A 22120-nucleotide genomic window follows, 5' to 3' on the forward strand; every position below is an offset into this window, starting at 1 on the left:
CTTAAGCAAATTATATGCCTGAAGCTGGAGGGTTTGCCTAGAGTGTGATGACAATTAAAAAACGAGGTCGGCGATGGCGCACGTTGCGGGGTACCGCACAACCTCATGTCATCACTGCGGTTACAGGCGGAACTCGTGACCCAGATACACTTCCTTGACCAACTGGTTGGCCAGGATGGATTCGGCGTCGCCTTCGGCAATCAGCTGCCCATCGTTGACGATGTAGGCGGTTTCGCAGATGTCTAGCGTCTCACGCACGTTGTGGTCGGTGATCAGCACGCCGATCCCTTTGGCCTTGAGGTGGTGGATGATCTGCTTGATGTCGCCTACGGAAATAGGGTCGACACCGGCGAAGGGTTCATCGAGCAGAATGAATTTTGGCGAAGTGGCGAGGGCGCGTGCGATTTCCACGCGGCGACGTTCGCCGCCCGACAGGCTCATGCCCAGATTGTCGCGAATGTGGGTGATGTGGAATTCCTGCAGCAGGCTCTCCAGCTCCTTGCGGCGGGCAGCGCGATCGAGCTCTTTGCGGGTCTCCAGGATCGCCATGATGTTGTCCGAGACGGAGAGCTTGCGGAAGATCGACGCTTCCTGTGGCAGGTAGCCAATACCGGCGCGTGCGCGCCCGTGCATCGGCTGGTGGCTGACGTCCTGGTCGTCGATCAGGACGCGACCCTGATCCGCCTGAACCAGCCCGACGATCATGTAGAAACAGGTGGTCTTGCCGGCGCCGTTGGGGCCAAGCAGGCCGACAATCTGGCCGCTCTCGATGGACAGGCTGACGTCACGGACGACCTGGCGGCTTTTGTAGGCCTTGGCCAGGTGTTGGGCTTTCAGCGTCGCCATTACTGGGCCTTCTGCTGGTCGGTTTTCTTTTTCGGCTGGATGACCATGTCGATGCGAGGGCGTGGAGCGGTGATTTTGGTGCCATTGGCACGACCTGCGTTCACGACCTGCTTGACGGTGTCATAGACGATTTTCTCGCCTTCGGACGTATTGCCGTCGTTCACAACCTTGGCCTTGTCGATCAGCACAATGCGGTTCTGGGCCGCGAAGTACTGGATGGTGACACCCCATGCCTGAACGATCGGCTTGTCCACCGATGGCTTCTGCTCGTAATAGGCCAGGTTGCCCACGGACGTGAATACGTCCACGTCGCCTTGCGGTGTACGGGTGATGGTCACGGTGTTGCCGGTGATCTTCATCGTGCCCTGGGTAATGATGACATTGCCTTTGTAAGTGGCGATGCCTTGCTTGTCGTCCAGCTGCGCGTCATCCGACTGGATGTGGATGGGTTGATCGCGATCCGTCGGCAGAGACCAGGCGCTCGCGCTTCCCAGTGCTGCGCCCAGGCCGAGCAAAAAAGGAAGGGTTTTAACGAGCCTCATACTGTCCTCTTACGTTGGATAGCAGGTTCATCCTGCTTTCTTTCAGATACGCTTTCATACCCGTGCCGGTCGTTACACCGCCAAGGCCGTCGATTCTAACGGGTTGGGCAGTTTCCGCATATTGCTTCTGCGGGAATACAGTCATGCGGCTGCTGGTGATGATGGTGGTGCGGTTCTTTTCGTCGGTGCGGTTGATGCGCACCGAGTCGATCAGCTCGACGTGATCTCCCCCTGGCGACACTTCGGCGCGAACGCTCTGTACGTGCCACGGGAAGGTCGAGCCGCGATACATCTGCAGCACCGGCGTGGTCATCAGGGTGACGTCGGTGGCTTTCAAGTGCTCGACTTTGTCGGCGGTCATGTCGTACTGCATGGTCCCGTCGGGCAGGTACTGAATGCTGTGGGCGTTGGTCGCGTAGTAATCGACAGCGCTTTCATCCACGGCAGCCTTGGGTTGGTCCAGAAAGCTTTCCGGACTGATGTTCCAGTAGCCGACCGCTGCCAGCAGCAGTGCCAGCACACCGAACAGCAGAAACGTACGAAACTTTTTGCTCAGCATAAATGCACTTCTATAGATAGGCGGCGTGAGCCGCTTCGAGGTTGCCCTGAGCGTTCAGGATCAACTCGCAGAATTCGCGGGCAGCGCCTTCGCCGCCGCGTGCCTGGGTAATGCCGTGGGCATGCTCGCGGACAAAGCTGGCAGCATTGGCAACAGCCATGCCCAGGCCGACCCGGCGAATGACCGGCAGATCAGGCAAATCGTCACCCAGGTACGCGACCTGCTCGTAGCTTAGATTCAGTTGCTGCAAAAGCTCGTCAAGGACCACGAGTTTGTCTTCGCGGCCCTGATAAAGGTGTGCGATGCCGAGGTTCTTCGCACGCCGCTCAACCACGGGCGTCTTGCGTCCGCTGATGATGGCAGTCGTCACACCCGAATTGATGAGCATCTTGATGCCCTGGCCGTCGAGGGTGTTGAACGTCTTGAACTCGCTGCCGTCTTCGAGGAAATACAGGCGCCCGTCGGTCAGTACGCCATCGACGTCGAAAATCGCCAGCTTGATGTTCTTGCCGCGTTGCATCAGGTCATTCATATCGGCGCTCATTTACATGACTCCTGCGCGGAGCAGGTCTTGAAGGTTGAACGCGCCAACCGGGCGATCGTTCTCGTCGACCACGATGAGTGCGCCGATCTTGTTGTCTTCCATGATTTTCAAGGCTTCGGCCGCGAGCATTTCCGGGCGCACGGTCTTGCCGTGTACGGTCATCACTTCATCGATGATCGCCTGGCGTATATCGATCGGGCGATCCAGCGTGCGACGCAAGTCACCGTCCGTGAAGATACCGGCAAGGCGGCCGTCGCTCTCCAGGATGGCGGTCATGCCCAGCCCCTTGCGGGTCATTTCCATCAGCGAGTCGCGAAGTGGCGTACCCCGCGCAACCTGCGGCAGGTTGGCGCCAGTGTGCATGACATGCTCGACCTTCAACAGCAGCCGACGACCCAGCGCTCCGCCCGGATGGGAAAAGGCGAAGTCCTCGGCGGTGAAGCCTCTGGCGTCCAGCAGTGCAACGGCCAGGGCGTCACCCATGACCAGCGCCGCCGTGGTGGAGGAGGTGGGCGCCAGATTCAGCGGACAGGCTTCTTTTTCGACCCGCGCGTTGAGGTTGACGTCAGCGGCCTTGGCCAGCGTTGAGTCCGGGTTGCCGGTGAGGCTGATCATCTTGATGCCCAGGCGCTTGATCAGCGGCAGCAACGTGACGATCTCGGCGGTCGTGCCCGAGTTGGAGAGGGCCAGAATGATGTCGGCGCTGGTGATCATGCCCATGTCGCCGTGGCTGGCCTCGGCCGGGTGCACGAAAAACGAAGGGGTGCCGGTGCTGGCGAGGGTCGCGGCGATCTTCTTGCCGATATGCCCCGATTTGCCCATGCCGACCACGACCACGCGGCCCTGGCTGCCCAGAATCATGTCGCACGCACTGACGAAATCGGCATCGATATGCGCAAGCAAACCTTCCACGGCTTCTATTTCAAGGCGGATGGTGCTTTTTGCCGATTCAATCAGGTTGCGCGCATTGGACATATCGGAAGGGGTCGCTTGGTCAAAAGCCGGGGATTATAGCGGCAATGTTCAAAAGCCTCACGCTTCATCGTTGTTGTTTGTTTAATGAAAGGACGCGTCCTTCAGCAACTGCGTGATAACGGCTGGCGATGGGTACGAAATTTCCACACCGTCCTTAATGCACTTCTTTGTTTGCGACTAGCCACGTTGGAGCTTGGGCGAGGTGCGACAGCGGTGGTATAGTCCGCCGCTTGTTCGGCCCCTCCAAAAGTGTGTCGTTCTTCAAGAACGCGGCATCTGAGAGACAGGTTGCATCGCAAGGAGTTTAGATGAGTGCCGATAACGCCTACGCGGTCGAGCTGAAGGGCGTGTCCTTCAAGCGCGGTACGCGCAGCATCTTCAATAATGTGGACATCCGCATCCCCCGGGGCAAAGTCACCGGCATCATGGGACCTTCGGGCAGTGGTAAAACCACCCTGCTGCGACTGATGGGAGCACAACTGCGTCCGAGCGCTGGCGAAGTCTGGGTCAATGGCCAGAATTTGCCGAAACTTTCGCGCAGCGATCTGTTCGATGCCCGCAAGCAAATGGGCGTTCTCTTTCAGAGCGGCGCGCTGTTTACCGACCTCGACGTTTTCGAAAACGTGGCGTTCCCGCTGCGGGTTCATACCAAGCTGCCTGAAGACATGATCCGCGACATCGTTCTGCTGAAATTGCAGGCGGTCGGGCTTCGTGGTGCAGTCGATCTGATGCCCGACGAGCTGTCGGGTGGCATGAAGCGCCGTGTTGCACTGGCGCGCGCCATCGCGCTGGATCCCCAGATCCTCATGTACGACGAGCCCTTCGTGGGCCAGGACCCTATCGCCATGGGCGTGCTGGTTCGGCTGATCCGGCTGCTCAATGATGCGCTGGGTATCACCAGTATCGTGGTGTCCCACGACCTCGCCGAGACGGCCAGCATCGCCGACTATCTCTATGTCGTCGGTGACGGTCAGGTGCTGGGGCAGGGTACGCCGCAGGAACTGATGGAGTCGGATAACCCTCGCATACGTCAGTTCATGACGGGCGATCCCGACGGGCCGGTGCCTTTCCATTATCCGGCGCCGGATTATCGCGACGATCTTTTGGGGAAGCGCTGATGCGCAGAAAGTCTTTAATGGATCGCGTACGCCTGATGGGGCGTTCGGCGATCGACATAGTTGCAGTGTTGGGTCGTTCAGGTATTTTTCTGGTTCATGCGTTGCTTGGGCGCGGCGGAATCGGCGGCGGCTTCCAGTTGCTCCTCCGTCAGCTGCACTCGGTGGGCGTCATGTCCCTGGCCATTATCGTCGTGTCCGGCGTGTTCATCGGCATGGTGCTGGCGCTGCAAGGCTTCAGCATTCTCGCCAAGTATGGCTCCGAGCAGGCCGTGGGGCAGATGGTTGCCCTCACGTTGCTGCGTGAACTCGGCCCGGTCGTCACCGCTCTATTGTTCGCCGGTCGTGCAGGCTCTGCGCTGACCGCCGAAATCGGCAACATGAAATCCACCGAGCAGTTGTCCAGCCTGGAGATGATTGGCGTCGATCCTCTGAAATACATCGTCGCGCCACGTCTCTGGGCAGGCTTCATCTCGCTGCCGGTGCTGGCGCTGATTTTCAGTGTGGTCGGCATCTGGGGTGGTTCGTGGGTCGCGGTCGACTGGCTGGGCGTTTACGAAGGCTCTTTCTGGGCCAACATGCAGAACAGTGTTTCGTTTACCGATGATGTACTCAACGGTGTCATCAAGAGCGTCGTGTTCGCTTTTGTCGTCACCTGGATTGCCGTGTTCCAGGGCTATGACTGCGAGCCCACGTCCGAAGGGATCAGTCGCGCCACGACCAAGACCGTGGTTTACGCCTCATTGGCCGTACTGGGCCTGGACTTTATTATGACCGCCTTGATGTTTGGAGACTTCTGATGCAAAACCGCACCCTCGAAACCGGTGTAGGCCTGTTTCTGCTGGCCGGGATCCTGGCTTTGCTCCTGCTCGCCCTGCGCGTCAGCGGTCTGAGCGCAAGCGCCAACACCGACACTTATAAACTTTACGCAAATTTCGACAATATCGCCGGTTTGACTGTCAGAGCGAAAGTGACCATGGCCGGTGTGAACATTGGCAAGGTCACAGCAATCGATCTGGATCACGATACCTTCATGGGGCGTGTGACGATGGAAGTGAACAAGCGGGTCAACAATCTGCCCTCGGATTCCACCGCTTCCATCCTGACCGCAGGCCTGCTGGGTGAAAAATACATCGGCATCAGTGTCGGTGGCGATGACCAGCTGTTGAAAGACGGCGGCACCATCCATGACACCCAGTCCTCGTTGGTACTCGAAGACCTGATCGGTAAATTCCTGCTCAATTCAGTGGGCAAAGATGCCAAATGAGGAGTTTTTTCATGATCTCGATTCTGCGCCGTGGCCTTCTGGTGCTGCTGGCCGCCCTGCCTTTGTTCGCTAACGCAGCGGCGTCCGATGCTTCCGCCCACGACCTGGTTGATCGCACCACCAAGCAATTGCTGGCTGACCTGTCCGCCAACAAGGAAACCTACAAGTCCAACCCGCAAGCCTTTTACGATGCGCTTAACGGCATCGTTGGGCCGGTCATCGACGCTGATGGCATCTCCAAAAGCATCATGACCGTGAAGTATTCGCGCAACGCCACCCCGGCGCAGATGCAACGCTTCCAGGAAAACTTCAAGCGCAGCCTGATCCAGTTCTATGGCAACGCGCTGCTCGAGTACAACAACCAGGGCATCACCGTTTCCCCGGCCAAGCAGGAAGCCGCTGACCGCACTTCCGTCGACATGTCGGTCAAGGGCAACAACGGCGCGGTTTATCCTGTTTCCTACACCCTCGTCAAAATCGGCGGTGAATGGAAAGTGCGTAACGTGATCATCAACGGCATCAACATTGGCAAGCTGTTCCGCGATCAGTTCGCCGATGCCATGCAGCGCAACGGTAACAACCTGGACAAAACCATCGACGGTTGGGCTGGCGAAGTCGCCAAGGCCAAGGAGACTTCGGAAGCCTCTAGCGACAAGGTCGTCAAATGAGTGAAGCGTCCGTTACTGCCACTGACGGCGGAGAGCTGATGCTCTCCGGCGTGGTCGACTATCGGACCGGTCCCGCCTTGCGCGAGCAGGGCGCGGCGCTGATCAAGGCAAGCACTGCTTCGGCGCTGACACTGGATTGCTCCGGTGTCGAAAAGTCCAGCAGTGTCGGCCTTTCATTGCTCCTCGCCTTCATGCGCGATGCCCAGGCGGCGGGCAAGTCAGTCACCGTCCGGGCGTTGCCAGAAGACATGCAGGAAATCGCCAAAGTCTCTGAACTGACCGAGTTGTTGCAGCACCATTAATTGCTTTCATCGATCAAGCCCCTCGTCTGTCCCTTGCAAAGTAGGGTTCGCAACGAGAGGGCTTTTTTGTATGATGGCCGACCCGCGCGCGTAGGGCGCCGATAGAGGTTAAGCATGCAGGCCGTAGAGGTTAAAAGCTTCCTGGAAGCAAAGTTGCCAGACATCCAGGTCGAAGTTGAAGGCGAAGGCTGTAATTTCCAGCTGAACCTGATCAGCGACGAACTGGCCGCACTGAGCCCGGTCAAGCGCCAGCAGCAGATCTACACGCATTTGAACCCATGGATCGCCGATGGCAGCATCCACGCGGTCACCATGAAATTTTTCAGCCGCGCTGCATGGGCCGAGCGCACCTGAGCCAACACGGCGTCGAGATTCCAATGGATAAACTGATTATTACTGGCGGCATTCGTCTTGATGGCGAAATCCGCATCTCCGGGGCAAAGAATTCTGCCCTGCCGATTCTTGCAGCCACGCTGCTGGCTGATGGTCCTGTGACCGTCGCCAACCTGCCGCACCTGCACGACATCACCACCATGATCGAGCTGTTCGGTCGCATGGGCATTGAGCCAATCATCGACGAGAAGCTCAGCGTCGAAATCGATCCGCGTACCATCAAGACCCTGGTCGCTCCGTACGAACTGGTGAAAACCATGCGTGCGTCGATCCTCGTTCTGGGGCCGATGGTTGCCCGTTTCGGTGAAGCCGAAGTGGCACTGCCTGGCGGTTGCGCCATTGGTTCGCGGCCGGTCGATCTGCACATCCGTGGTCTTGAAGCCATGGGCGCGATCATCGATGTCGAAGGCGGTTACATCAAGGCCAAGGCGCCGGAAGGCGGCCTCCGTGGTGCGCACTTCTTCTTCGACACCGTCAGCGTCACCGGTACCGAGAACATCATGATGGCCGCTGCCCTGGCCAACGGCCGCAGCGTCCTGCAAAACGCCGCGCGTGAACCCGAAGTCGTCGACCTGGCGAACTTCATCAACGCCATGGGCGGTAAAGTCTCTGGCGCCGGCACCGACACCATCACCATCGATGGCGTCAAACGCCTGGGTTCGGCGACCTACCGCGTCATGCCCGACCGTATCGAAACCGGCACCTATCTGGTGGCGGCGGCGGCAACCGGCGGCCGTGTGAAGCTCAAGGACACCGATCCGACGATTCTCGAAGCAGTACTCGAGAAGCTGCGTGAAGCCGGTGCCGAGATCACCACGGGCAGCAATTGGATCGAGCTGAACATGCACGGCAAACGTCCCAAAGCGGTCAACGTGCGCACTGCGCCGTACCCGGCTTTCCCGACCGACATGCAGGCGCAGTTCATCTCCCTGAACGCCATTGCCGAGGGTACTGGTACGGTCATCGAAACCATCTTCGAAAACCGCTTCATGCATGTGTATGAAATGCACCGCATGGGCGCGCAGATTCAGGTCGAGGGCAATACCGCGATCGTCACCGGCTGCACCAAGCTCAAAGGCGCGCCAGTGATGGCGACCGACCTGCGTGCTTCGGCGAGCCTGGTCATTTCAGCGCTGGTTGCCGAAGGCGACACGCTGATCGACCGCATTTACCACATCGACCGTGGTTACGAGTGCATCGAAGAAAAACTGCAGATGCTGGGCGCGAAGATCCGTCGCGTTCCGGGCTAGTCAGCTGCTGCGCGTTCGCCCGGGTCGATGTGATCGACGCGGGCGACGTGTCTGGCCATCGCGCCAAGACTTTCTGATTCGTTCACTGCGGCTTCTTGAGCCGCAGGTTGTCGGGCGCCAGTTGCGACCCGGCACGCGCTGCTGATAAGGACTGACGTTTCCCATGTTGACCATCGCACTGTCCAAGGGCCGTATCCTCGACGACACCCTGCCGCTGCTCGCTGCGGCGGGCATCGTGCCGACCGAGAATCCGGACAAGAGCCGCAAGCTGATCATCCCCACAACCCAGGCCGATGTGCGCCTGTTGATCGTGCGTGCGACCGACGTGCCGACCTACGTCGAGCATGGCGCTGCGGATCTCGGCGTCGCAGGCAAGGACGTGCTGATGGAATACGGCGGCCAAGGGCTGTATGAGCCCCTCGACCTGCAAATCGCCCAGTGCAAGCTGATGACCGCAGGCGCGGTCGGCGCGGTCGAACCCAAGGGTCGCCTGCGTGTTGCGACCAAGTTCGTCAATGTTGCCAAGCGCTACTACGCCGAACAGGGCCGTCAGGTCGACATCATCAAGCTGTATGGCTCTATGGAACTGGCACCGCTTGTGGGCCTGGCCGACAAGATCATCGACGTCGTCGACACCGGCAACACGCTGCGGGCCAACGGCCTCGAACCGCAAGACATGATTGCCCACATCAGCTCGCGTCTGGTGGTGAACAAGGCCTCCATGAAAATGCAGCACGCCCGTATTCAGTCGTTGATCGACACCCTGCGCACAGCCGTGGAGTCGCGACACCGCGGTTGACTGTATCGCGTGACCCTCAACAGGATCACGCCCAGCTATCCGTGTCATAGCCAAATTTCTCAGGTGCCCGCGCGGATGGCTTGCTAGCTTAGGCATCTGCCTATCCTCGCAACTGACATCGCCACCTGAGAAATTGCCATCATTGAGGCCCACGCTATGACCACTCCCAACGCTATTCGTCGACTCAACGCTGCCGATCCGGACTTCGCCCGTCATCTGGATCATCTGCTGAGCTGGGAAAGTGTGTCTGACGACTCGGTCAATGAGCGTGTGCTGGACATCATCAAGAACGTGCGCGAGCGCGGCGATGCGGCCCTGGTGGAATACACCCGCCGCTTCGATGGCCTGGACGTGGCGTCAATGGCGGACCTGATTCTGCCGCGCGAGCGCCTGGAGCTTGCACTGACCCGCATCACGCCGGACCAGCGTCAGGCCCTCGAAAAAGCAGCCGACCGCGTGCGCAGTTACCACGAGCGGCAGAAGCAGGATTCCTGGAGCTACACCGAAGCCGACGGCACCGTCCTGGGCCAGAAAGTTACCCCGCTGGATCGCGCCGGGCTGTACGTGCCGGGCGGTAAAGCGTCCTACCCGTCTTCGGTGTTGATGAACGCCATTCCCGCCAAAGTCGCCGGCGTAGGCGAAGTAGTCATGGTCGTGCCGACCCCGCGCGGCGAACTCAACGAGCTGGTACTGGCGGCGGCGTGCATCGCCGGTGTCGATCGCGTGTTCACCATCGGCGGCGCCCAGGCGGTTGCGGCGCTGGCCTATGGCACGGAAAGCGTGCCGCAGGTGGATAAGGTTGTTGGCCCGGGCAACATCTATGTGGCCACCGCCAAGCGTCACGTGTTCGGTCAGGTGGGCATCGACATGATCGCCGGCCCATCGGAGATTCTGGTGGTGTGCGACGGCCAGACCGACCCGGACTGGATCGCCATGGACCTGTTCTCTCAGGCCGAGCACGACGAAGACGCCCAGGCGATTCTGGTCAGCCCGGATGCTGACTTCCTCGATCGCGTCGCGGCCAGCATCGCCAAACTGATGCCGACCATGGAGCGCGCGGAAATCATCCAGACCTCGATCAACGGCCGCGGCGCCTTGATCAAAGTGGCCGACATGAATCAGGCCATTGAAGTCGCGAACCGGATTGCGCCGGAGCACCTGGAGTTGTCGGTGGCGGATCCCGAGGCCTGGCTGCCGCAGATTCGCCACGCCGGCGCGATCTTCATGGGCCGCCACACGTCCGAAGCGCTGGGCGACTACTGCGCCGGTCCCAACCACGTGTTGCCGACGTCGGGCACCGCACGGTTCTCGTCGCCGCTGGGCGTGTACGATTTCCAGAAGCGCTCATCGATTATTTTCTGCTCGGAGCAGGGTGCGTCCGAACTGGGCAAAACGGCCTCGGTACTGGCACGCGGCGAGTCATTGACCGCCCACGCCCGCAGTGCCGAATACCGCATCGTCGACACCGAACAAGAGGGCAAATGAGCATGAGCAAATTCTGGAGTCCCTTCGTCAACGACCTGGTGCCTTATGTGCCGGGTGAGCAGCCCAAGCTGACCAAACTGGTGAAGCTCAACACCAACGAAAACCCCTATGGTCCGTCGCCCAAGGCGATCGAGGCCATGCGTGCTGCGGTCAGTGACGAGCTGCGCCTGTATCCCGACCCCAACAGTGACGCGCTGAAGCAAGCCGTAGCGCGTTATTACGGCGTCGACGCCAATCGCGTGTTTCTGGGCAACGGTTCGGACGAGGTGCTGGCCCACGCCTACAACGCGTTCTTCCGTCAGGACAAACCGCTGCTGTTCCCGGACATCAGCTACAGCTTCTATCCGGTGTATTGCGGCCTGTATGGCGTCGATTACGAAGCCGTGCCGCTGGACGAGCAGTTTCAGATTCGCGTCGAAGATTATGCGCGTCCCAATGGCGGCATCATTTTCCCGAACCCAAACGCACCCACCGGCTGCCTGTTGGCACTCGATGCCGTCGAGCAGATCCTCAGGAACAGTCCGGATTCGGTGGTGATCGTCGACGAGGCGTACATCGACTTCGGCGGCGAAACCGCGATAAGCCTGGTGGAGCGCTATCCGAACCTGCTGGTTACTCAAACGCTGTCCAAATCACGCTCCCTCGCCGGGTTGCGGGTAGGCCTTGCGGTGGGCCATCCGGACCTGATCGAAGCGCTGGAGCGGGTCAAGAACAGCTTCAACTCCTATCCGCTGGACCGCATGGCGATTGTCGGCGCAGCGGCAGCGTTCGATGACCGTGAGTATTTCGAGCGCACCTGCCAGCGCGTGATCGCCAGCCGCGAAGCGCTTGTCGAGCAGTTGGAAGGCAAGGGCTTTGACGTGCTGCCCTCGGCGGCGAACTTCATCTTCGCCCGTCACCCTCAGCATGACGCTGCCGGTCTGGCGGCGAAGGTGCGCGAGCAGGGCGTGATCGTGCGTCACTTCAAGCAGGGGCGCATCGCGCAATTCCTGCGCATCACCATCGGCACACCTGAACAGAATCAGGCGCTGGTGGATGCGCTGGGGGATTTGTCGAACTGAGTTGACGGTCGCTTGACGGCGACCGATCAATTCTCCGCCGCAGGCGCCGTTGTCTGCGGCGGGCGCACGCCCACTTCGGCGTTCAGTTTCAGCTCCTTGCCGTTGCGCATGACCTCAATGGCGATCTTGTCGCTCGGCTTGGTGCGCGCCACCTGATTCATTGACCGGCGCCCATCGCCTGCCGGCTCGCCGTTGATGCTCAAAATCACATCACCCAGTTGCAATCCGGCTTTCTGAGCCGGGCCGTCGCGGAAAATCCCGGCGACCACGATGCCTGGACGATCCTTCAGGCCGAAGGATTCCGACAGCTCCTGTGTCAGCGGCTGTACCTCAATGCCCAGCCAGCCGCGAATCACCTGACCGTGCTCGATGATCGACTTCATCACCTCCAACGCCAGCTTGGTCGGAATTGCAAAACCGATGCCTTGGGAACCACCGGATTTGGAGAAGATCGCCGTGTTGATACCGGTCAGGTTGCCGTTGGCGTCCACCAGCGCGCCACCCGAGTTGCCGGGGTTGATCGCCGCATCGGTCTGAATGAAGTCTTCGTAGGTGTTGAGGCCCAGCTGGTTACGGCCGGTGGCACTGATGATGCCCATGGTCACGGTCTGGCCGACGCCAAACGGGTTACCGATGGCCAGAGCAACGTCGCCGATGCGGATGGCGTCGGAACGGCCAAGGGTAATGGAAGGCAGATTCTTGAGGTCGATCTTCAGAACCGCAAGATCGGTCTCGGGGTCGCTGCCGACCACTTTGGCAATCGTCTCGCGACCGTCTTTCAGCGCCACGACAATCTGGTCGGCGCCGGAGGTGACGTGGTTGTTGGTCAGCAGGTAGCCTTCCGGGCTCATGATCACGGCCGATCCCAGGCTCGACTGCATGCGCTTTTGTTTAGGCAGGTTGTCGCCGAAGAAGCGGCGAAACTGCGGGTCGTCGAACAGCGGATGGTTGGGTTTGTTGTTGTTATTGACCATCTTGGTCGTGTACAGATTGGCCACGGCGGGGGCCGCGTTGCTGACAGCGTCTGCGTACGAGACCGGACCCTGTTGCACGAAGGCCTGTTGTGGCGCTTGCTGCAGGTTCACGTCCTGGCTCGGCAGCCCGACCCACTGGGGATAGCGCTGGATAATCAATAAAGCGATAAGCACACCAGCGAGCAAGGGCCAGCCGAGAAAACGCAGCGCTTTGAACATTGAGCGGAGTCCTGAAGGTAGAAGCGCCTAGCTGCGCCATAATGGCCGGCATTATACGAGGACCGACACGGTCTGGACTGCATATTTAGGAGACTTTTATGGCGGTTGCCTTGAGCACCCTGGTGGAAGAAGCGGACCGCTATCTCGGTAGCGCGCGGATTCAGGATTATTGCCCCAACGGCCTGCAGGTCGAGGGCCGGCCGCAGGTCAGTCGGATCGTCTCCGGTGTTACGGCGAGTCAAGCGTTGCTGGACGCGGCGGTGGAGGCGAATGCCGATCTGGTGCTGGTGCATCATGGCTATTTCTGGAAAGGGGAGAACCCCTGCATCACCGGCATGAAACAGCGTCGCCTGAAAACGTTGCTCAAGCACGACATCAGCCTGCTGTCCTACCACTTGCCCCTCGACCTGCACGCCGACGTGGGCAATAACGTTCAGCTGGCCCAGCAACTGGAGATTACCGTCGAAGGCCCGTTGGACCCGGACAATCCGCGCATCGTCGGGCTGGTCGGCTCACTCAGCGAAGCGATGACGCCACGGGATTTCGCCCACCGCGTGCAGACTGCATTGGGACGCGAGCCGCTGCTCATCGAAGGCGACGGCATGATTCGCCGGGTAGGCTGGTGCACCGGGGGCGGGCAGGGCTACATCGACCAAGCCGTGCTGGCCGGCGTGGATCTGTATTTGAGCGGAGAAGCGTCCGAGCAGACCTTTCACAGCGCGCGGGAAAACGGCATCAGTTTCATTGCCGCCGGTCATCACGCCACCGAGCGCTACGGGGTGCAGGCACTGGGTGATTACCTGGCGCGACGCTTTGCCCTGGAGCATCTGTTCATCGACTGCCCGAACCCGATTTAACGAGCCAGAGGTCCAATGCCTGAGCTATATGGTTAGATCGTTTCGATCTATCCCCGCCGCTGAATAGAATCAGGCCCCATGATAAAGTGCCTCGCTCGACAGAGCCCGCAGGCTCTCCATACACGTACGTTATCCCGTGAGTAACCATGGTCGACAAACTGACGCATCTGAAACAGCTGGAGGCGGAAAGCATCCACATTATCCGCGAGGTCGCTGCCGAGTTCGATAACCCGGTGATGCTGTACTCCGTCGGTAAGGACTCTGCCGTGATGCTGCATCTGGCGCGCAAGGCCTTCTTTCCAGGCAAGCTGCCGTTCCCGGTGATGCACGTCGACACCCGCTGGAAATTCCAGGAGATGTACCGGTTCCGCGACAAGATGGTCGAGGAAATGGGCCTGGACCTGATCGTGCACGTGAACCCGGACGGCGTCGCGCAGGGTATCAACCCGCTGACCCACGGCAGCTCCAAGCACACCGATATCATGAAAACCCAGGGTCTCAAGCAGGCCCTCGACAAGCACGGCTTCGATGCCGCGTTCGGCGGCGCCCGTCGTGACGAAGAGAAATCCCGCGCCAAAGAGCGTGTGTATTCCTTCCGTGACACCAAGCACCGCTGGGACCCGAAAAACCAGCGTCCCGAGCTGTGGAACGTGTACAACGGCAACGTCAACAAAGGCGAGTCGATCCGCGTGTTCCCGCTCTCCAACTGGACCGAGCTGGACATCTGGCAGTACATCTACCTCGAAGGCATCCCGATCGTCCCGCTGTATTTCGCCGCCGAGCGCGAAGTCATCGAGATGAATGGCACCTGGATCATGATCGACGACGATCGCCTGCGGAATCACCTGTCCGACGAGGACAAGAAGCGCATCGTCAAGAAAAAGGTCCGCTTCCGCACACTGGGCGACTACCCGTTGACGGGCGCTGTCGAGTCCGAGGCCACCAGCCTCACCGACATCATTCAGGAAATGCTCCTGACGCGAACTTCCGAGCGCCAGGGCCGGGTCATCGACCACGATGGCGCCGGCTCCATGGAAGAAAAGAAACGTCAGGGTTATTTCTAATTAGGGTGTCTGAACATGTCGCATCAATCTGAATTGATCAGCGAGGACATCCTCGCCTATCTGGGCCAGCACGAACGCAAGGAAATGCTGCGCTTCCTGACCTGTGGCAACGTCGACGACGGCAAGAGCACGTTGATCGGGCGTCTGCTGCACGATTCCAAGATGATCTACGAAGATCACCTGGAAGCCATCACCCGTGATTCGAAAAAATCCGGCACCACGGGCGACGAAGTCGATCTGGCGCTGCTGGTCGACGGCCTGCAGGCCGAACGGGAGCAGGGCATCACCATTGATGTCGCCTATCGCTACTTCTCCACTGCCAAGCGCAAATTCATCATCGCCGACACCCCCGGCCATGAGCAGTACACCCGCAACATGGCCACCGGTGCTTCCACCTGTGACCTGGCGATCATTCTGGTCGACGCCCGCTACGGCGTGCAGACCCAGACCAAGCGCCACAGTTACATCGCCTCGTTGCTGGGCATCAAGCACATCGTGGTCGCCATCAACAAGATGGACCTCAATGGCTTCGACGAGACCATCTTCGAGCAGATCAAGGCCGATTACCTGGCGTTCGCCGACCGCATTGCGCTGAAGCCGACCACCATGGCATTCGTGCCGATGTCGGCCCTCAAGGGCGACAACGTCGTCAACCGGAGCGAGCGCTCGCCGTGGTACACCGGCAAGTCGCTGATGGAGATTCTCGAAACCGTCGAGATCGCCAACGACCGCAATTTCACCGACCTGCGTTTCCCGGTGCAGTACGTCAACCGTCCGAACCTGAACTTCCGCGGTTTCGCCGGCACCCTGGCCAGCGGCATCGTGCACAAGGGCGACGAAGTGGTTGTGCTGCCGTCCGGCAAGAGCAGCCGTGTGAAATCCATCGTCACCTTCGAAGGCGAGCTGGAGCATGCGGGCCCGGGGCAGGCCGTGACACTGACAATGGAAGACGAGATCGACATCTCCCGTGGCGACCTGTTGGTGCATGCCGACAACGTCCCGCAAGTCGCTGATGCCTTCGACGCCATGCTGGTGTGGATGGCCGAAGAGCCAATGCTGCCGGGCAAGAAATACGACATCAAACGCGCCACGTCCTACGTGCCGGGTTCGATTGCCAGCATCACTCATCGTGTTGACGTGAACACCCTGGAAGAAGGCCCGGCCAGTTCGCTGCAGCTGAATGAAATCGGCCGCGTGAAGATCGCACTGGACGCACCGATTGCCCTCGATGGTTACGACAGCAACCGCACCACGGGCGCGTTCATCGTCATCGATCGTTTGACCAACGGCACCGTGGCGGCGGGCATGATCATCGCCAAACCGGTGGTTGCGGGTGGCGGGAGTCATCACGGCGCGCTGGCCCATGTTTCGACAGAAGAGCGCGCTCAGCGCTTCGGCCAGAAGCCGGCGACCGTGCTGTTCAGCGGTTTGTCGGGTGCAGGCAAGAGCACGCTGGCGTATGCCGTGGAGCGCAAGCTTTTCGACATGGGCCGTGCGGTGTTCGTCCTTGATGGCCAGAACCTGCGTCACGACCTCAACAAGGGCTTGCCGCAGGATCGCGCCGGTCGTACCGAGAACTGGCGTCGTGCCGCCCACGTTGCGCGTCAGTTCAACGAAGCGGGCCTGCTGACCCTCGCGGCGTTCGTCGCGCCGGACGCGGGCGGTCGGCAGAATGCCAAGGCCCTGATCGGCGATGATCGACTGATCACCGTGTACGTTCAGGCATCGCCGCAGGTCTGCCGCGAGCGTGACCCTCAGGGGCTCTACGCCGCCGACAAGGACAACATCCCGGGTGAATCCTTCCCGTATGACGTCCCGCTGGACGCCGACCTGGTCATCGACACGCAGTCGCTGAACGTCGAGGAAGGCGTCAAGCAAGTGCTGGATCTGTTGCGGACCCGCGGCGTGATCTAAACGCTGTTCGTCATTCAAGAAGCCCGCCTGTGATGGCGGGTTTTTTGTTTCCTGGCCACGGTGAACATCGGGGGTTGATGAAAAAGCCGGTTCGCCAGCAAGCCGGCTCCTACGGATTGGGGCCGTGTCGCAGATGGGGTGTCTGGCGCAATTCCAGTGTAGGAGCGCGCTTGCCCGCGAAGGCGTCGTGTCAGAAACATCCATACCGACTGACACACCGTCTTCGCGGGCAAGCGCGCTCCTACATTGATCCGTCGTCGTATCGGGATGACATGGCTGGCGTGGAACTCGTACATACCGGATTCCCATGAGCCAAACGCCCGCAAAAAAGCCCGCCCCTGATCACCTCAGGGGCGGGCTTTTGGTGAAGCGTGAGCGCTTACTTCTTCAAACCGTAATGCTCATCCAGCATGCCGGGGGAGTCGGGCGACTTGGGCGCGTAGTCCTTCGGCGGTTCGGCAGCAGTGCGCGGTGGCGTCAGGCGATCCCGTGGCGGATGGAGCGCGTCCGGGTGCAGCGCGGCCAGCAGGCGTTGACGGGTGATGTCGTCGGTGGCCAGGCGGTTGGCGCCTTCGGCCAGATGCTCCTGAACATCGTGGTAGCTCTGCGACAGCTTCTGCACCAGATTGGCGGTGCTGTTGAAGTGGGTGATCACCTCGTTCTGATACGTATCGAAACGCTCCTGAACGTCATCCAGCTGGCGCTGAGTCCCGTTAGGCACGGCATTGGGCAGCGCGCGCGCCACGAAGAAACCGATGATTACACCAACCACCAGGGCGATGGTCGGCAGCAACCAAACTAAGAGCGAGTAATCCACGAGTCCTTCCTCTATAAACGGCTTTGCTTTACGTTAACGGCTCGAACCTGCGCTGTATAGCGGCGACGCGTCGCCAGCATGCCAGCCACAGACAATCAGCTAGACGAGTCGACCCAATTGAAGGTCACGGAGTTCATTCTTGCTCATGCGTGAGACCCCTGTATTCATCGATGGCCCGGCGGGCCAACTCGAAGCGTTGTATCTCGATCTGGACGAGGCCAGAGGCATCGCGCTGATATGCCATCCTAACCCGGTTCAGGGCGGCACCATGCTCAATAAAGTGATCTCGACCCTGCAGCGCACCGCGCGCGATGCCGGTCTGATCACCCTGCGCTTCAACTATCGCGGCGTTGGCGCCAGCGCCGGCAGCTCGGACATGGGCGAGGGTGAAGTCGACGACGCACAGGCGGCGGCGAGCTGGCTGCGCGACAAACATCCCGACCTACCCATGACTTTGTTCGGATTTTCCTTCGGTGGTTTCGTGGCGGCTACCCTGGGCGGGCGCCTTGAGGCTGAGGGCGAAACCTTGAAGCATCTGTTCATGGTCGCGCCTGCCGTGATGCGTATCGCCAACGCGGAGGCATTGCCGCAGAAGGGGGCGCTGACGGTCATTCAGCCGGACACCGATGAAGTCGTTGACCCACAACTCGTATACGACTGGTCTGACAAACTCCCGCGCCCCCATGAGCTGCTGAAAGTGGCAGAATGCGGGCACTTTTTTCACGGCAAGCTGACCGATCTCAAGGATCTGATTCTGCCGCGCCTTTCGAATTGATCGCAGCACCCAAAATAAGCGACTAGCCATGACCACTCGTATCCTGACCGGTATCACCACCACCGGCACGCCGCACCTGGGCAATTACGCCGGCGCCATTCGCCCGGCCATCGTTGCCAGCCGCCAGAGCGACGCTGACTCGTTCTACTTTCTGGCTGACTACCACGCGCTGATCAAATGCGATGACCCGCTGCGCATTCAGCGCTCGCGTCTGGAAATCGCCGCGACCTGGCTCGCGGCAGGGCTGGACGTCGAGCGCGTGACGTTCTACCGCCAGTCCGACATTCCGGAAATCCCCGAACTGACCTGGCTGCTGACCTGCGTGGCCGGCAAGGGCCTGCTCAACCGCGCCCACGCCTACAAGGCCTCGGTGGACAAGAACGTCGAAGCCGGTGAAGACCCCGACGCCGGCATCACCATGGGCCTGTTCAGCTATCCGGTGCTGATGGCCGCCGACATCCTGATGTTCAACGCCCATCAAGTGCCGGTCGGCCGCGATCAGATCCAGCACGTCGAAATGGCGCGCGACATCGGTCAGCGCTTCAATCACCTGTTCGGCAACGGCAAAGAGTTCTTCGTGATGCCGGAAGCGCTGATCGAAGAAAGCGTCGCGACCCTGCCTGGCCTGGACGGCCGCAAGATGTCGAAGAGCTACGACAACACCGTCCCGCTGTTCACCAGCGCCAAAGACATGAAAGAAGCGATCTCGCGCATCGTCACTGACTCGCGCCTGCCGGGCGAAGCCAAGGATCCGGACACGTCGCACCTGTTCACGCTGTATCAGGCATTCGCCACGAAAGAGCAAGGCGACGAGTTCCGCGCCGACCTGTTGCAGGGTTTGGGTTGGGGCGATGCCAAGCAGCGCCTGTTCCAGTTGCTGGACGCCGAGCTGGGCGAAGCCCGCGAGCACTACCATCGCCTGATCGAGCGCCCCGCTGACCTGGAAGACATCCTGCAAGCGGGCGCCGAGAAGGCCCGTCGTGTGGCCACGCCGTTTCTGGGCGAGCTGCGCGAAGCGGTCGGCCTGCGCTCATTCCGCACCGCCGCGCACACCGTCACGGCGACCAAAAAGAAGGCCAGCAAAGGCGCGCGCTTTGTCAGTTTTCGCGAGGACGACGGCAGCTTCCGCTTCCGGCTGCTGGCGGCCGATGGCGAGCAACTGCTGCTGTCGCGCAATTTCGCAGACGGCAAGGCGGCCGGCGCCGTGACCAAACGGCTGCAGCAGGGCGGTGAGCTGGACATTCGGCCCGAAGGCGATGCCTTCACCCTGTGGCTGAGTGATGCCTGTGTCGCCGACAGCCCGGCGTTCGCTGATGCCGCCGCCCGCGATGCCGCAATCGAGAGCCTGAAACTGGCGCTGGCGCCACAACAGGATTAATTGCCATTCCAATGGGCCGTCGCTACAGTGACGGCCCGTTTTTGCTGCCTTTGCAAGCGACTATGACCCCTCTAGAACGATACCAAGCTGACCTGAAGCGTCCGGACTTTTTCCACGACGCCGCGCAAGAGAATGCGGTGCGCCATCTGCAGCGTCTGTACGACGATCTGGTCGCCGCCCATGACCGCAAGCCGGGATTGCTGGGCAAGCTGTTCGGCAAGAAAGAAGCCCCGATTGTGAAGGGGCTGTATTTCTGGGGCGGTGTGGGCCGGGGCAAGACCTACCTGGTGGACACCTTCTTCGAAGCGCTGCCGTTTGAAGACAAGACGCGCACGCACTTCCACCGCTTCATGAAGCGCGTGCACGAGGAAATGAAAAACCTCAAGGGCGAGAAGAACCCGCTGACCCTGATCGCCAAGCAGTTTTCCGAAGAAGCGCGGGTGATCTGTTTCGACGAATTCTTCGTATCGGACATTACCGACGCGATGATCCTCGGCACGCTGATGGAAGAGCTGTTCAAGAACGGCGTGACCCTGGTCGCGACGTCGAACATCGTCCCCGACGGTCTCTACAAGGACGGTCTGCAGCGTGCCCGCTTCCTGCCGGCGATTGCGCTGATCAAGCAGAACACCGAGATCGTCAACGTCGACAGCGGTGTTGATTATCGCCTGCGTCACCTGGAGCAAGCCGAGCTGTTCCACTTCCCGCTGAACGAAGCGGCAGAGGAGAGCCTGCGCAAGAGCTTCCGTGCGCTGACCCCGGAATGCACCAAGGCCATCGAAAACGATGTGCTGATCATCGAGAATCGGCAGATCAAGGCGATTCGTACCTGCGACGACGTGGCGTGGTTCGACTTCCGTGAGCTGTGCGACGGCCCGCGTAGCCAGAACGACTACATCGAACTCGGCAAGATCTTCCATGCGGTGCTGCTCAGTGGCGTCGAGCAGATGAGCGTGACCACCGACGACATCGCGCGTCGATTCATCAACATGGTCGACGAGTTCTACGACCGCAACGTCAAGTTGATCATCTCGGCGGAAGTCGAACTGAAAGACCTGTACACCGGCGGCCGCCTGAACTTCGAATTCCAGCGCACGCTCAGTCGTTTGCTGGAAATGCAGTCCCACGAATTCCTGTCGCGGGCGCATAAGCCCTGATATCGCTCAGTTGGGGGCTTTCCGGGAGACTCTGTCGGAACGCAGACCTGTAGGAGCCGGCTTGCTGGCGAACGCGTCGTGTCAGTCGGCTTATTGAGCGCAGACCCACTGCATTCGCCAGCAAGCCGGCTCCTACCATACGAATCAGCCAAAACCCTGCATGTCCGCAGGGTTTTTCCGTTTCATGCCGCCTGCTGAAACTGCTGGCGGTACTGGTTCGGTGACAGGTCGGTGTGTTGGCGGAACAGGCGTGCGAAGAAGCTGGCGTCGTCGTAGCCCACTTCGTAGCTGATGGTTTTGATGCTCTTGCGTGAGCCCGACAGCAGGCCCTTGGCGGTTTCGATGCGCAGGCGTTGCAGGTAGTGCAGCGGCTTGTCGCCTGTTGCGGTCTGGAACCGGCGCATGAAGTTGCGGATACTCATGCCGTGCTCGCGGGCCACATCCTCGAAACGGAATTTGTCGGCGAAGTGCTCCTCAAGCCAGTGCTGAATCTGCAGGATAATCACGTCCTGGTGCAGCTTCTGCCCGCCAAAACCAATCCGTCCCGGCGCGTAGCTGCGCTGCACTTCATAGAGAATGTCACGGGCGACGGTCTGTGCGACATGGGCCCCGCAGAAGCGCTCGATCAGGTAGATATAAAGATCACACGCTGAAATCGTGCCGCCTGCGCAATACAGGTTATCGGCGTCGGTCAGGTGCTTTTCCTGATTCAGCAGCACGTTCGGAAAACGCTCGGCAAACTCGTTGAAAAACCGCCAGTAGGTGGTCGCCTCCTTGCCATCGAGCAGCCCCGCATCCCCAAGCCAGAACACGCCGCTGGCCTCACCGCAGAGCACGGCGCCGCGCGCATGTTGCTCACGCAGCCACGGCAGGATTTGCGGATAGCGTTCACGCAGGGTGTCGAAATCTTCGACGAAAGCGGGAAGGATGATGATATCGCTGTGTTCAAGCACACCGTCTACAGGGATGACGACGTCGCTGAAACTGCGGACTTCCTTGCCGTCCGGGCTGACCAGTCGGGTTTCGAAGGCCGGTTTGAAGCCCTGTCCCAACTGCTTGCCGTAGCGCAGGCTGGCGAGGTGAAAGAAGTCTTTGGCTTGCATGAGCGTGGAGGCAAAAATTCCATCGATCGCAAGAATGCTGACACGCCGCAACGGCG

24 protein-coding genes are annotated in these 22120 nt (G+C 60.2%); 16 read left to right on the plus strand and 8 right to left on the minus strand.

The window, feature by feature from the left end; translation table 11 throughout:
* Positions 1–120: 120 nt before the first annotated feature.
* Genes lptB through ACQKEN_RS20145 form a run of 5 tightly spaced genes read right to left on the minus strand, consistent with a single transcriptional unit; the run spans position 121 to position 3466 of the window.
* Positions 121–846: an LPS export ABC transporter ATP-binding protein gene (lptB, locus tag ACQKEN_RS20125; protein ID WP_074884367.1), complete on the minus strand. Its 726-nt coding sequence runs from the start codon at positions 844–846 to the stop codon at positions 121–123.
* Complete coding sequence (lptA, locus tag ACQKEN_RS20130; protein WP_265388438.1) at positions 846–1388, minus strand: lipopolysaccharide transport periplasmic protein LptA; 543 nt, start codon at positions 1386–1388, stop codon at positions 846–848. Before lptA ends, lptB begins: the two co-directional genes overlap by 1 nt.
* A complete protein-coding gene (lptC, locus tag ACQKEN_RS20135; RefSeq protein WP_037014789.1) occupies positions 1375–1947 on the minus strand; it encodes an LPS export ABC transporter periplasmic protein LptC in 573 nt (190 codons plus the stop codon). Before lptC ends, lptA begins: the two co-directional genes overlap by 14 nt.
* Before the next feature lie 10 nt (positions 1948–1957).
* Entirely contained in the window at positions 1958–2491 is a 534-nt protein-coding gene (kdsC, locus tag ACQKEN_RS20140; protein ID WP_427688187.1) for a 3-deoxy-manno-octulosonate-8-phosphatase KdsC, read from the minus strand.
* On the minus strand, positions 2492–3466 hold the full coding sequence (locus tag ACQKEN_RS20145; protein ID WP_427688189.1) for a KpsF/GutQ family sugar-phosphate isomerase: 975 nt from the start codon (positions 3464–3466) through the stop codon (positions 2492–2494). It abuts the gene before it with no gap.
* A gap of 308 nt (positions 3467–3774) precedes the next feature.
* Between ACQKEN_RS20145 and ACQKEN_RS20150 the strand changes: the two genes are divergently transcribed.
* From ACQKEN_RS20150 to hisC, 10 genes are all read left to right on the plus strand, one after another.
* On the plus strand, positions 3775–4584 hold the full coding sequence (locus ACQKEN_RS20150; protein WP_133772155.1) for an ATP-binding cassette domain-containing protein: 810 nt from the start codon (positions 3775–3777) through the stop codon (positions 4582–4584).
* Positions 4584–5381: a lipid asymmetry maintenance ABC transporter permease subunit MlaE gene (gene mlaE / locus ACQKEN_RS20155; protein WP_192132717.1), complete on the plus strand. Its 798-nt coding sequence runs from the start codon at positions 4584–4586 to the stop codon at positions 5379–5381. The genes ACQKEN_RS20150 and mlaE overlap by 1 nt, the downstream gene beginning before the upstream one ends.
* The gene (gene mlaD, locus ACQKEN_RS20160) at positions 5381–5848 is read left to right on the plus strand and encodes an outer membrane lipid asymmetry maintenance protein MlaD (RefSeq protein ID WP_427688192.1); all 468 of its coding nucleotides are present in this window, start codon (positions 5381–5383) and stop codon (positions 5846–5848) included. Before mlaE ends, mlaD begins: the two co-directional genes overlap by 1 nt.
* A gap of 11 nt (positions 5849–5859) precedes the next feature.
* Positions 5860–6516 carry an MlaC/ttg2D family ABC transporter substrate-binding protein gene (locus ACQKEN_RS20165; protein WP_427688194.1) on the plus strand — a complete coding sequence of 219 codons (657 nt, stop codon included), beginning with the start codon at positions 5860–5862 and terminating at the stop codon, positions 6514–6516.
* On the plus strand, positions 6513–6818 hold the full coding sequence (locus ACQKEN_RS20170; protein ID WP_427688196.1) for an STAS domain-containing protein: 306 nt from the start codon (positions 6513–6515) through the stop codon (positions 6816–6818). Before ACQKEN_RS20165 ends, ACQKEN_RS20170 begins: the two co-directional genes overlap by 4 nt.
* A 114-nt stretch (positions 6819–6932) precedes the next feature.
* On the plus strand, positions 6933–7172 hold the full coding sequence (locus ACQKEN_RS20175; RefSeq protein ID WP_037014766.1) for a BolA family protein: 240 nt from the start codon (positions 6933–6935) through the stop codon (positions 7170–7172).
* A gap of 23 nt (positions 7173–7195) precedes the next feature.
* Positions 7196–8461 (plus strand): UDP-N-acetylglucosamine 1-carboxyvinyltransferase, encoded by a 1266-nt coding sequence (murA, locus tag ACQKEN_RS20180; RefSeq protein ID WP_065993161.1) that lies wholly within the window; start codon positions 7196–7198, stop codon positions 8459–8461.
* A gap of 163 nt (positions 8462–8624) precedes the next feature.
* Entirely contained in the window at positions 8625–9260 is a 636-nt protein-coding gene (hisG, locus tag ACQKEN_RS20185) for an ATP phosphoribosyltransferase (protein WP_065992096.1), read from the plus strand.
* A gap of 156 nt (positions 9261–9416) precedes the next feature.
* Positions 9417–10745 (plus strand): histidinol dehydrogenase, encoded by a 1329-nt coding sequence (hisD, locus tag ACQKEN_RS20190; protein ID WP_427688199.1) that lies wholly within the window; start codon positions 9417–9419, stop codon positions 10743–10745.
* 2 nt (positions 10746–10747) lie between these two features.
* Positions 10748–11806 (plus strand): histidinol-phosphate transaminase, encoded by a 1059-nt coding sequence (hisC, locus tag ACQKEN_RS20195; RefSeq protein ID WP_427688243.1) that lies wholly within the window; start codon positions 10748–10750, stop codon positions 11804–11806.
* Positions 11807–11832: 26 nt separating this feature from the next.
* Here the strand turns inward: hisC and algW are convergent, their stop codons facing one another.
* The gene (algW, locus tag ACQKEN_RS20200; RefSeq protein WP_427688201.1) at positions 11833–12999 is read right to left on the minus strand and encodes a Do family serine endopeptidase AlgW; all 1167 of its coding nucleotides are present in this window, start codon (positions 12997–12999) and stop codon (positions 11833–11835) included.
* A gap of 98 nt (positions 13000–13097) precedes the next feature.
* Between algW and ACQKEN_RS20205 the strand changes: the two genes are divergently transcribed.
* The 3 genes from ACQKEN_RS20205 to cysN all read left to right on the plus strand — a co-directional run bounded on the left by ACQKEN_RS20205 (position 13098) and on the right by cysN (position 16834).
* Positions 13098–13856, plus strand: a complete 759-nt coding sequence (locus ACQKEN_RS20205) for a Nif3-like dinuclear metal center hexameric protein (protein ID WP_265388451.1) — start codon at positions 13098–13100, stop codon at positions 13854–13856.
* A gap of 146 nt (positions 13857–14002) precedes the next feature.
* On the plus strand, positions 14003–14920 hold the full coding sequence (gene cysD / locus ACQKEN_RS20210; RefSeq protein ID WP_065992104.1) for a sulfate adenylyltransferase subunit CysD: 918 nt from the start codon (positions 14003–14005) through the stop codon (positions 14918–14920).
* 15 nt (positions 14921–14935) lie between these two features.
* Positions 14936–16834, plus strand: coding sequence for a sulfate adenylyltransferase subunit CysN (gene cysN / locus ACQKEN_RS20215; RefSeq protein ID WP_427688204.1), 1899 nt, complete (start codon positions 14936–14938; stop codon positions 16832–16834).
* Between the two features lie 379 nt (positions 16835–17213).
* Here cysN and ACQKEN_RS20220 read toward each other — a convergent pair whose 3' ends face one another.
* Positions 17214–17651, minus strand: a complete 438-nt coding sequence (locus tag ACQKEN_RS20220) for a YhcB family protein (protein WP_427688206.1) — start codon at positions 17649–17651, stop codon at positions 17214–17216.
* Between the two features lie 145 nt (positions 17652–17796).
* On the opposite strand from ACQKEN_RS20220, the gene ACQKEN_RS20225 reads away from it, so the two are divergent.
* The 3 genes from ACQKEN_RS20225 (at position 17797) to zapE (ending at position 20961) form a co-directional block, all read left to right on the plus strand.
* Positions 17797–18426: an alpha/beta hydrolase gene (locus tag ACQKEN_RS20225; RefSeq protein ID WP_427688208.1), complete on the plus strand. Its 630-nt coding sequence runs from the start codon at positions 17797–17799 to the stop codon at positions 18424–18426.
* A 28-nt stretch (positions 18427–18454) separates the two neighbouring features.
* Positions 18455–19804, plus strand: a complete 1350-nt coding sequence (locus ACQKEN_RS20230; RefSeq protein ID WP_427688210.1) for a tryptophan--tRNA ligase — start codon at positions 18455–18457, stop codon at positions 19802–19804.
* 62 nt (positions 19805–19866) lie between these two features.
* On the plus strand, positions 19867–20961 hold the full coding sequence (gene zapE / locus ACQKEN_RS20235; protein WP_065992112.1) for a cell division protein ZapE: 1095 nt from the start codon (positions 19867–19869) through the stop codon (positions 20959–20961).
* Positions 20962–21143: 182 nt separating this feature from the next.
* On the opposite strand, the gene ACQKEN_RS20240 is transcribed toward zapE, so the two are convergent.
* Entirely contained in the window at positions 21144–22064 is a 921-nt protein-coding gene (locus tag ACQKEN_RS20240; protein ID WP_172612965.1) for a GlxA family transcriptional regulator, read from the minus strand.
* Between the last annotated feature and the right edge of the window lie 56 nt (positions 22065–22120).

The organism is Pseudomonas sp. NPDC078416, assembly GCF_050268485.1.
Classification (GTDB): domain Bacteria; phylum Pseudomonadota; class Gammaproteobacteria; order Pseudomonadales; family Pseudomonadaceae; genus Aquipseudomonas.

Excerpts from the sequence above, each read along its gene's own strand:
- lptB (WP_074884367.1), bottom strand. The coding sequence starts at position 846 with ATGGCGACGCTGAAAGCCCAACACCTGGCCAAGGCCTACAAAAGCCGC.
- lptA (WP_265388438.1), bottom strand. The coding sequence starts at position 1,388 with ATGAGGCTCGTTAAAACCCTTCCTTTTTTGCTCGGCCTGGGCGCAGCA.
- lptC (WP_037014789.1), bottom strand. The coding sequence starts at position 1,947 with ATGCTGAGCAAAAAGTTTCGTACGTTTCTGCTGTTCGGTGTGCTGGCA.
- kdsC (WP_427688187.1), bottom strand. The coding sequence starts at position 2,491 with ATGAGCGCCGATATGAATGACCTGATGCAACGCGGCAAGAACATCAAG.
- ACQKEN_RS20145 (WP_427688189.1), bottom strand. The coding sequence starts at position 3,466 with ATGTCCAATGCGCGCAACCTGATTGAATCGGCAAAAAGCACCATCCGC.
- ACQKEN_RS20150 (WP_133772155.1), top strand. The coding sequence starts at position 3,775 with ATGAGTGCCGATAACGCCTACGCGGTCGAGCTGAAGGGCGTGTCCTTC.
- mlaE (WP_192132717.1), top strand. The coding sequence starts at position 4,584 with ATGCGCAGAAAGTCTTTAATGGATCGCGTACGCCTGATGGGGCGTTCG.
- mlaD (WP_427688192.1), top strand. The coding sequence starts at position 5,381 with ATGCAAAACCGCACCCTCGAAACCGGTGTAGGCCTGTTTCTGCTGGCC.
- ACQKEN_RS20165 (WP_427688194.1), top strand. The coding sequence starts at position 5,860 with ATGATCTCGATTCTGCGCCGTGGCCTTCTGGTGCTGCTGGCCGCCCTG.
- ACQKEN_RS20170 (WP_427688196.1), top strand. The coding sequence starts at position 6,513 with ATGAGTGAAGCGTCCGTTACTGCCACTGACGGCGGAGAGCTGATGCTC.
- ACQKEN_RS20175 (WP_037014766.1), top strand. The coding sequence starts at position 6,933 with ATGCAGGCCGTAGAGGTTAAAAGCTTCCTGGAAGCAAAGTTGCCAGAC.
- murA (WP_065993161.1), top strand. The coding sequence starts at position 7,196 with ATGGATAAACTGATTATTACTGGCGGCATTCGTCTTGATGGCGAAATC.
- hisG (WP_065992096.1), top strand. The coding sequence starts at position 8,625 with ATGTTGACCATCGCACTGTCCAAGGGCCGTATCCTCGACGACACCCTG.
- hisD (WP_427688199.1), top strand. The coding sequence starts at position 9,417 with ATGACCACTCCCAACGCTATTCGTCGACTCAACGCTGCCGATCCGGAC.
- hisC (WP_427688243.1), top strand. The coding sequence starts at position 10,748 with ATGAGCAAATTCTGGAGTCCCTTCGTCAACGACCTGGTGCCTTATGTG.
- algW (WP_427688201.1), bottom strand. The coding sequence starts at position 12,999 with ATGTTCAAAGCGCTGCGTTTTCTCGGCTGGCCCTTGCTCGCTGGTGTG.
- ACQKEN_RS20205 (WP_265388451.1), top strand. The coding sequence starts at position 13,098 with ATGGCGGTTGCCTTGAGCACCCTGGTGGAAGAAGCGGACCGCTATCTC.
- cysD (WP_065992104.1), top strand. The coding sequence starts at position 14,003 with ATGGTCGACAAACTGACGCATCTGAAACAGCTGGAGGCGGAAAGCATC.
- cysN (WP_427688204.1), top strand. The coding sequence starts at position 14,936 with ATGTCGCATCAATCTGAATTGATCAGCGAGGACATCCTCGCCTATCTG.
- ACQKEN_RS20225 (WP_427688208.1), top strand. The coding sequence starts at position 17,797 with ATGCGTGAGACCCCTGTATTCATCGATGGCCCGGCGGGCCAACTCGAA.
- ACQKEN_RS20230 (WP_427688210.1), top strand. The coding sequence starts at position 18,455 with ATGACCACTCGTATCCTGACCGGTATCACCACCACCGGCACGCCGCAC.
- zapE (WP_065992112.1), top strand. The coding sequence starts at position 19,867 with ATGACCCCTCTAGAACGATACCAAGCTGACCTGAAGCGTCCGGACTTT.
- ACQKEN_RS20240 (WP_172612965.1), bottom strand. The coding sequence starts at position 22,064 with ATGCAAGCCAAAGACTTCTTTCACCTCGCCAGCCTGCGCTACGGCAAG.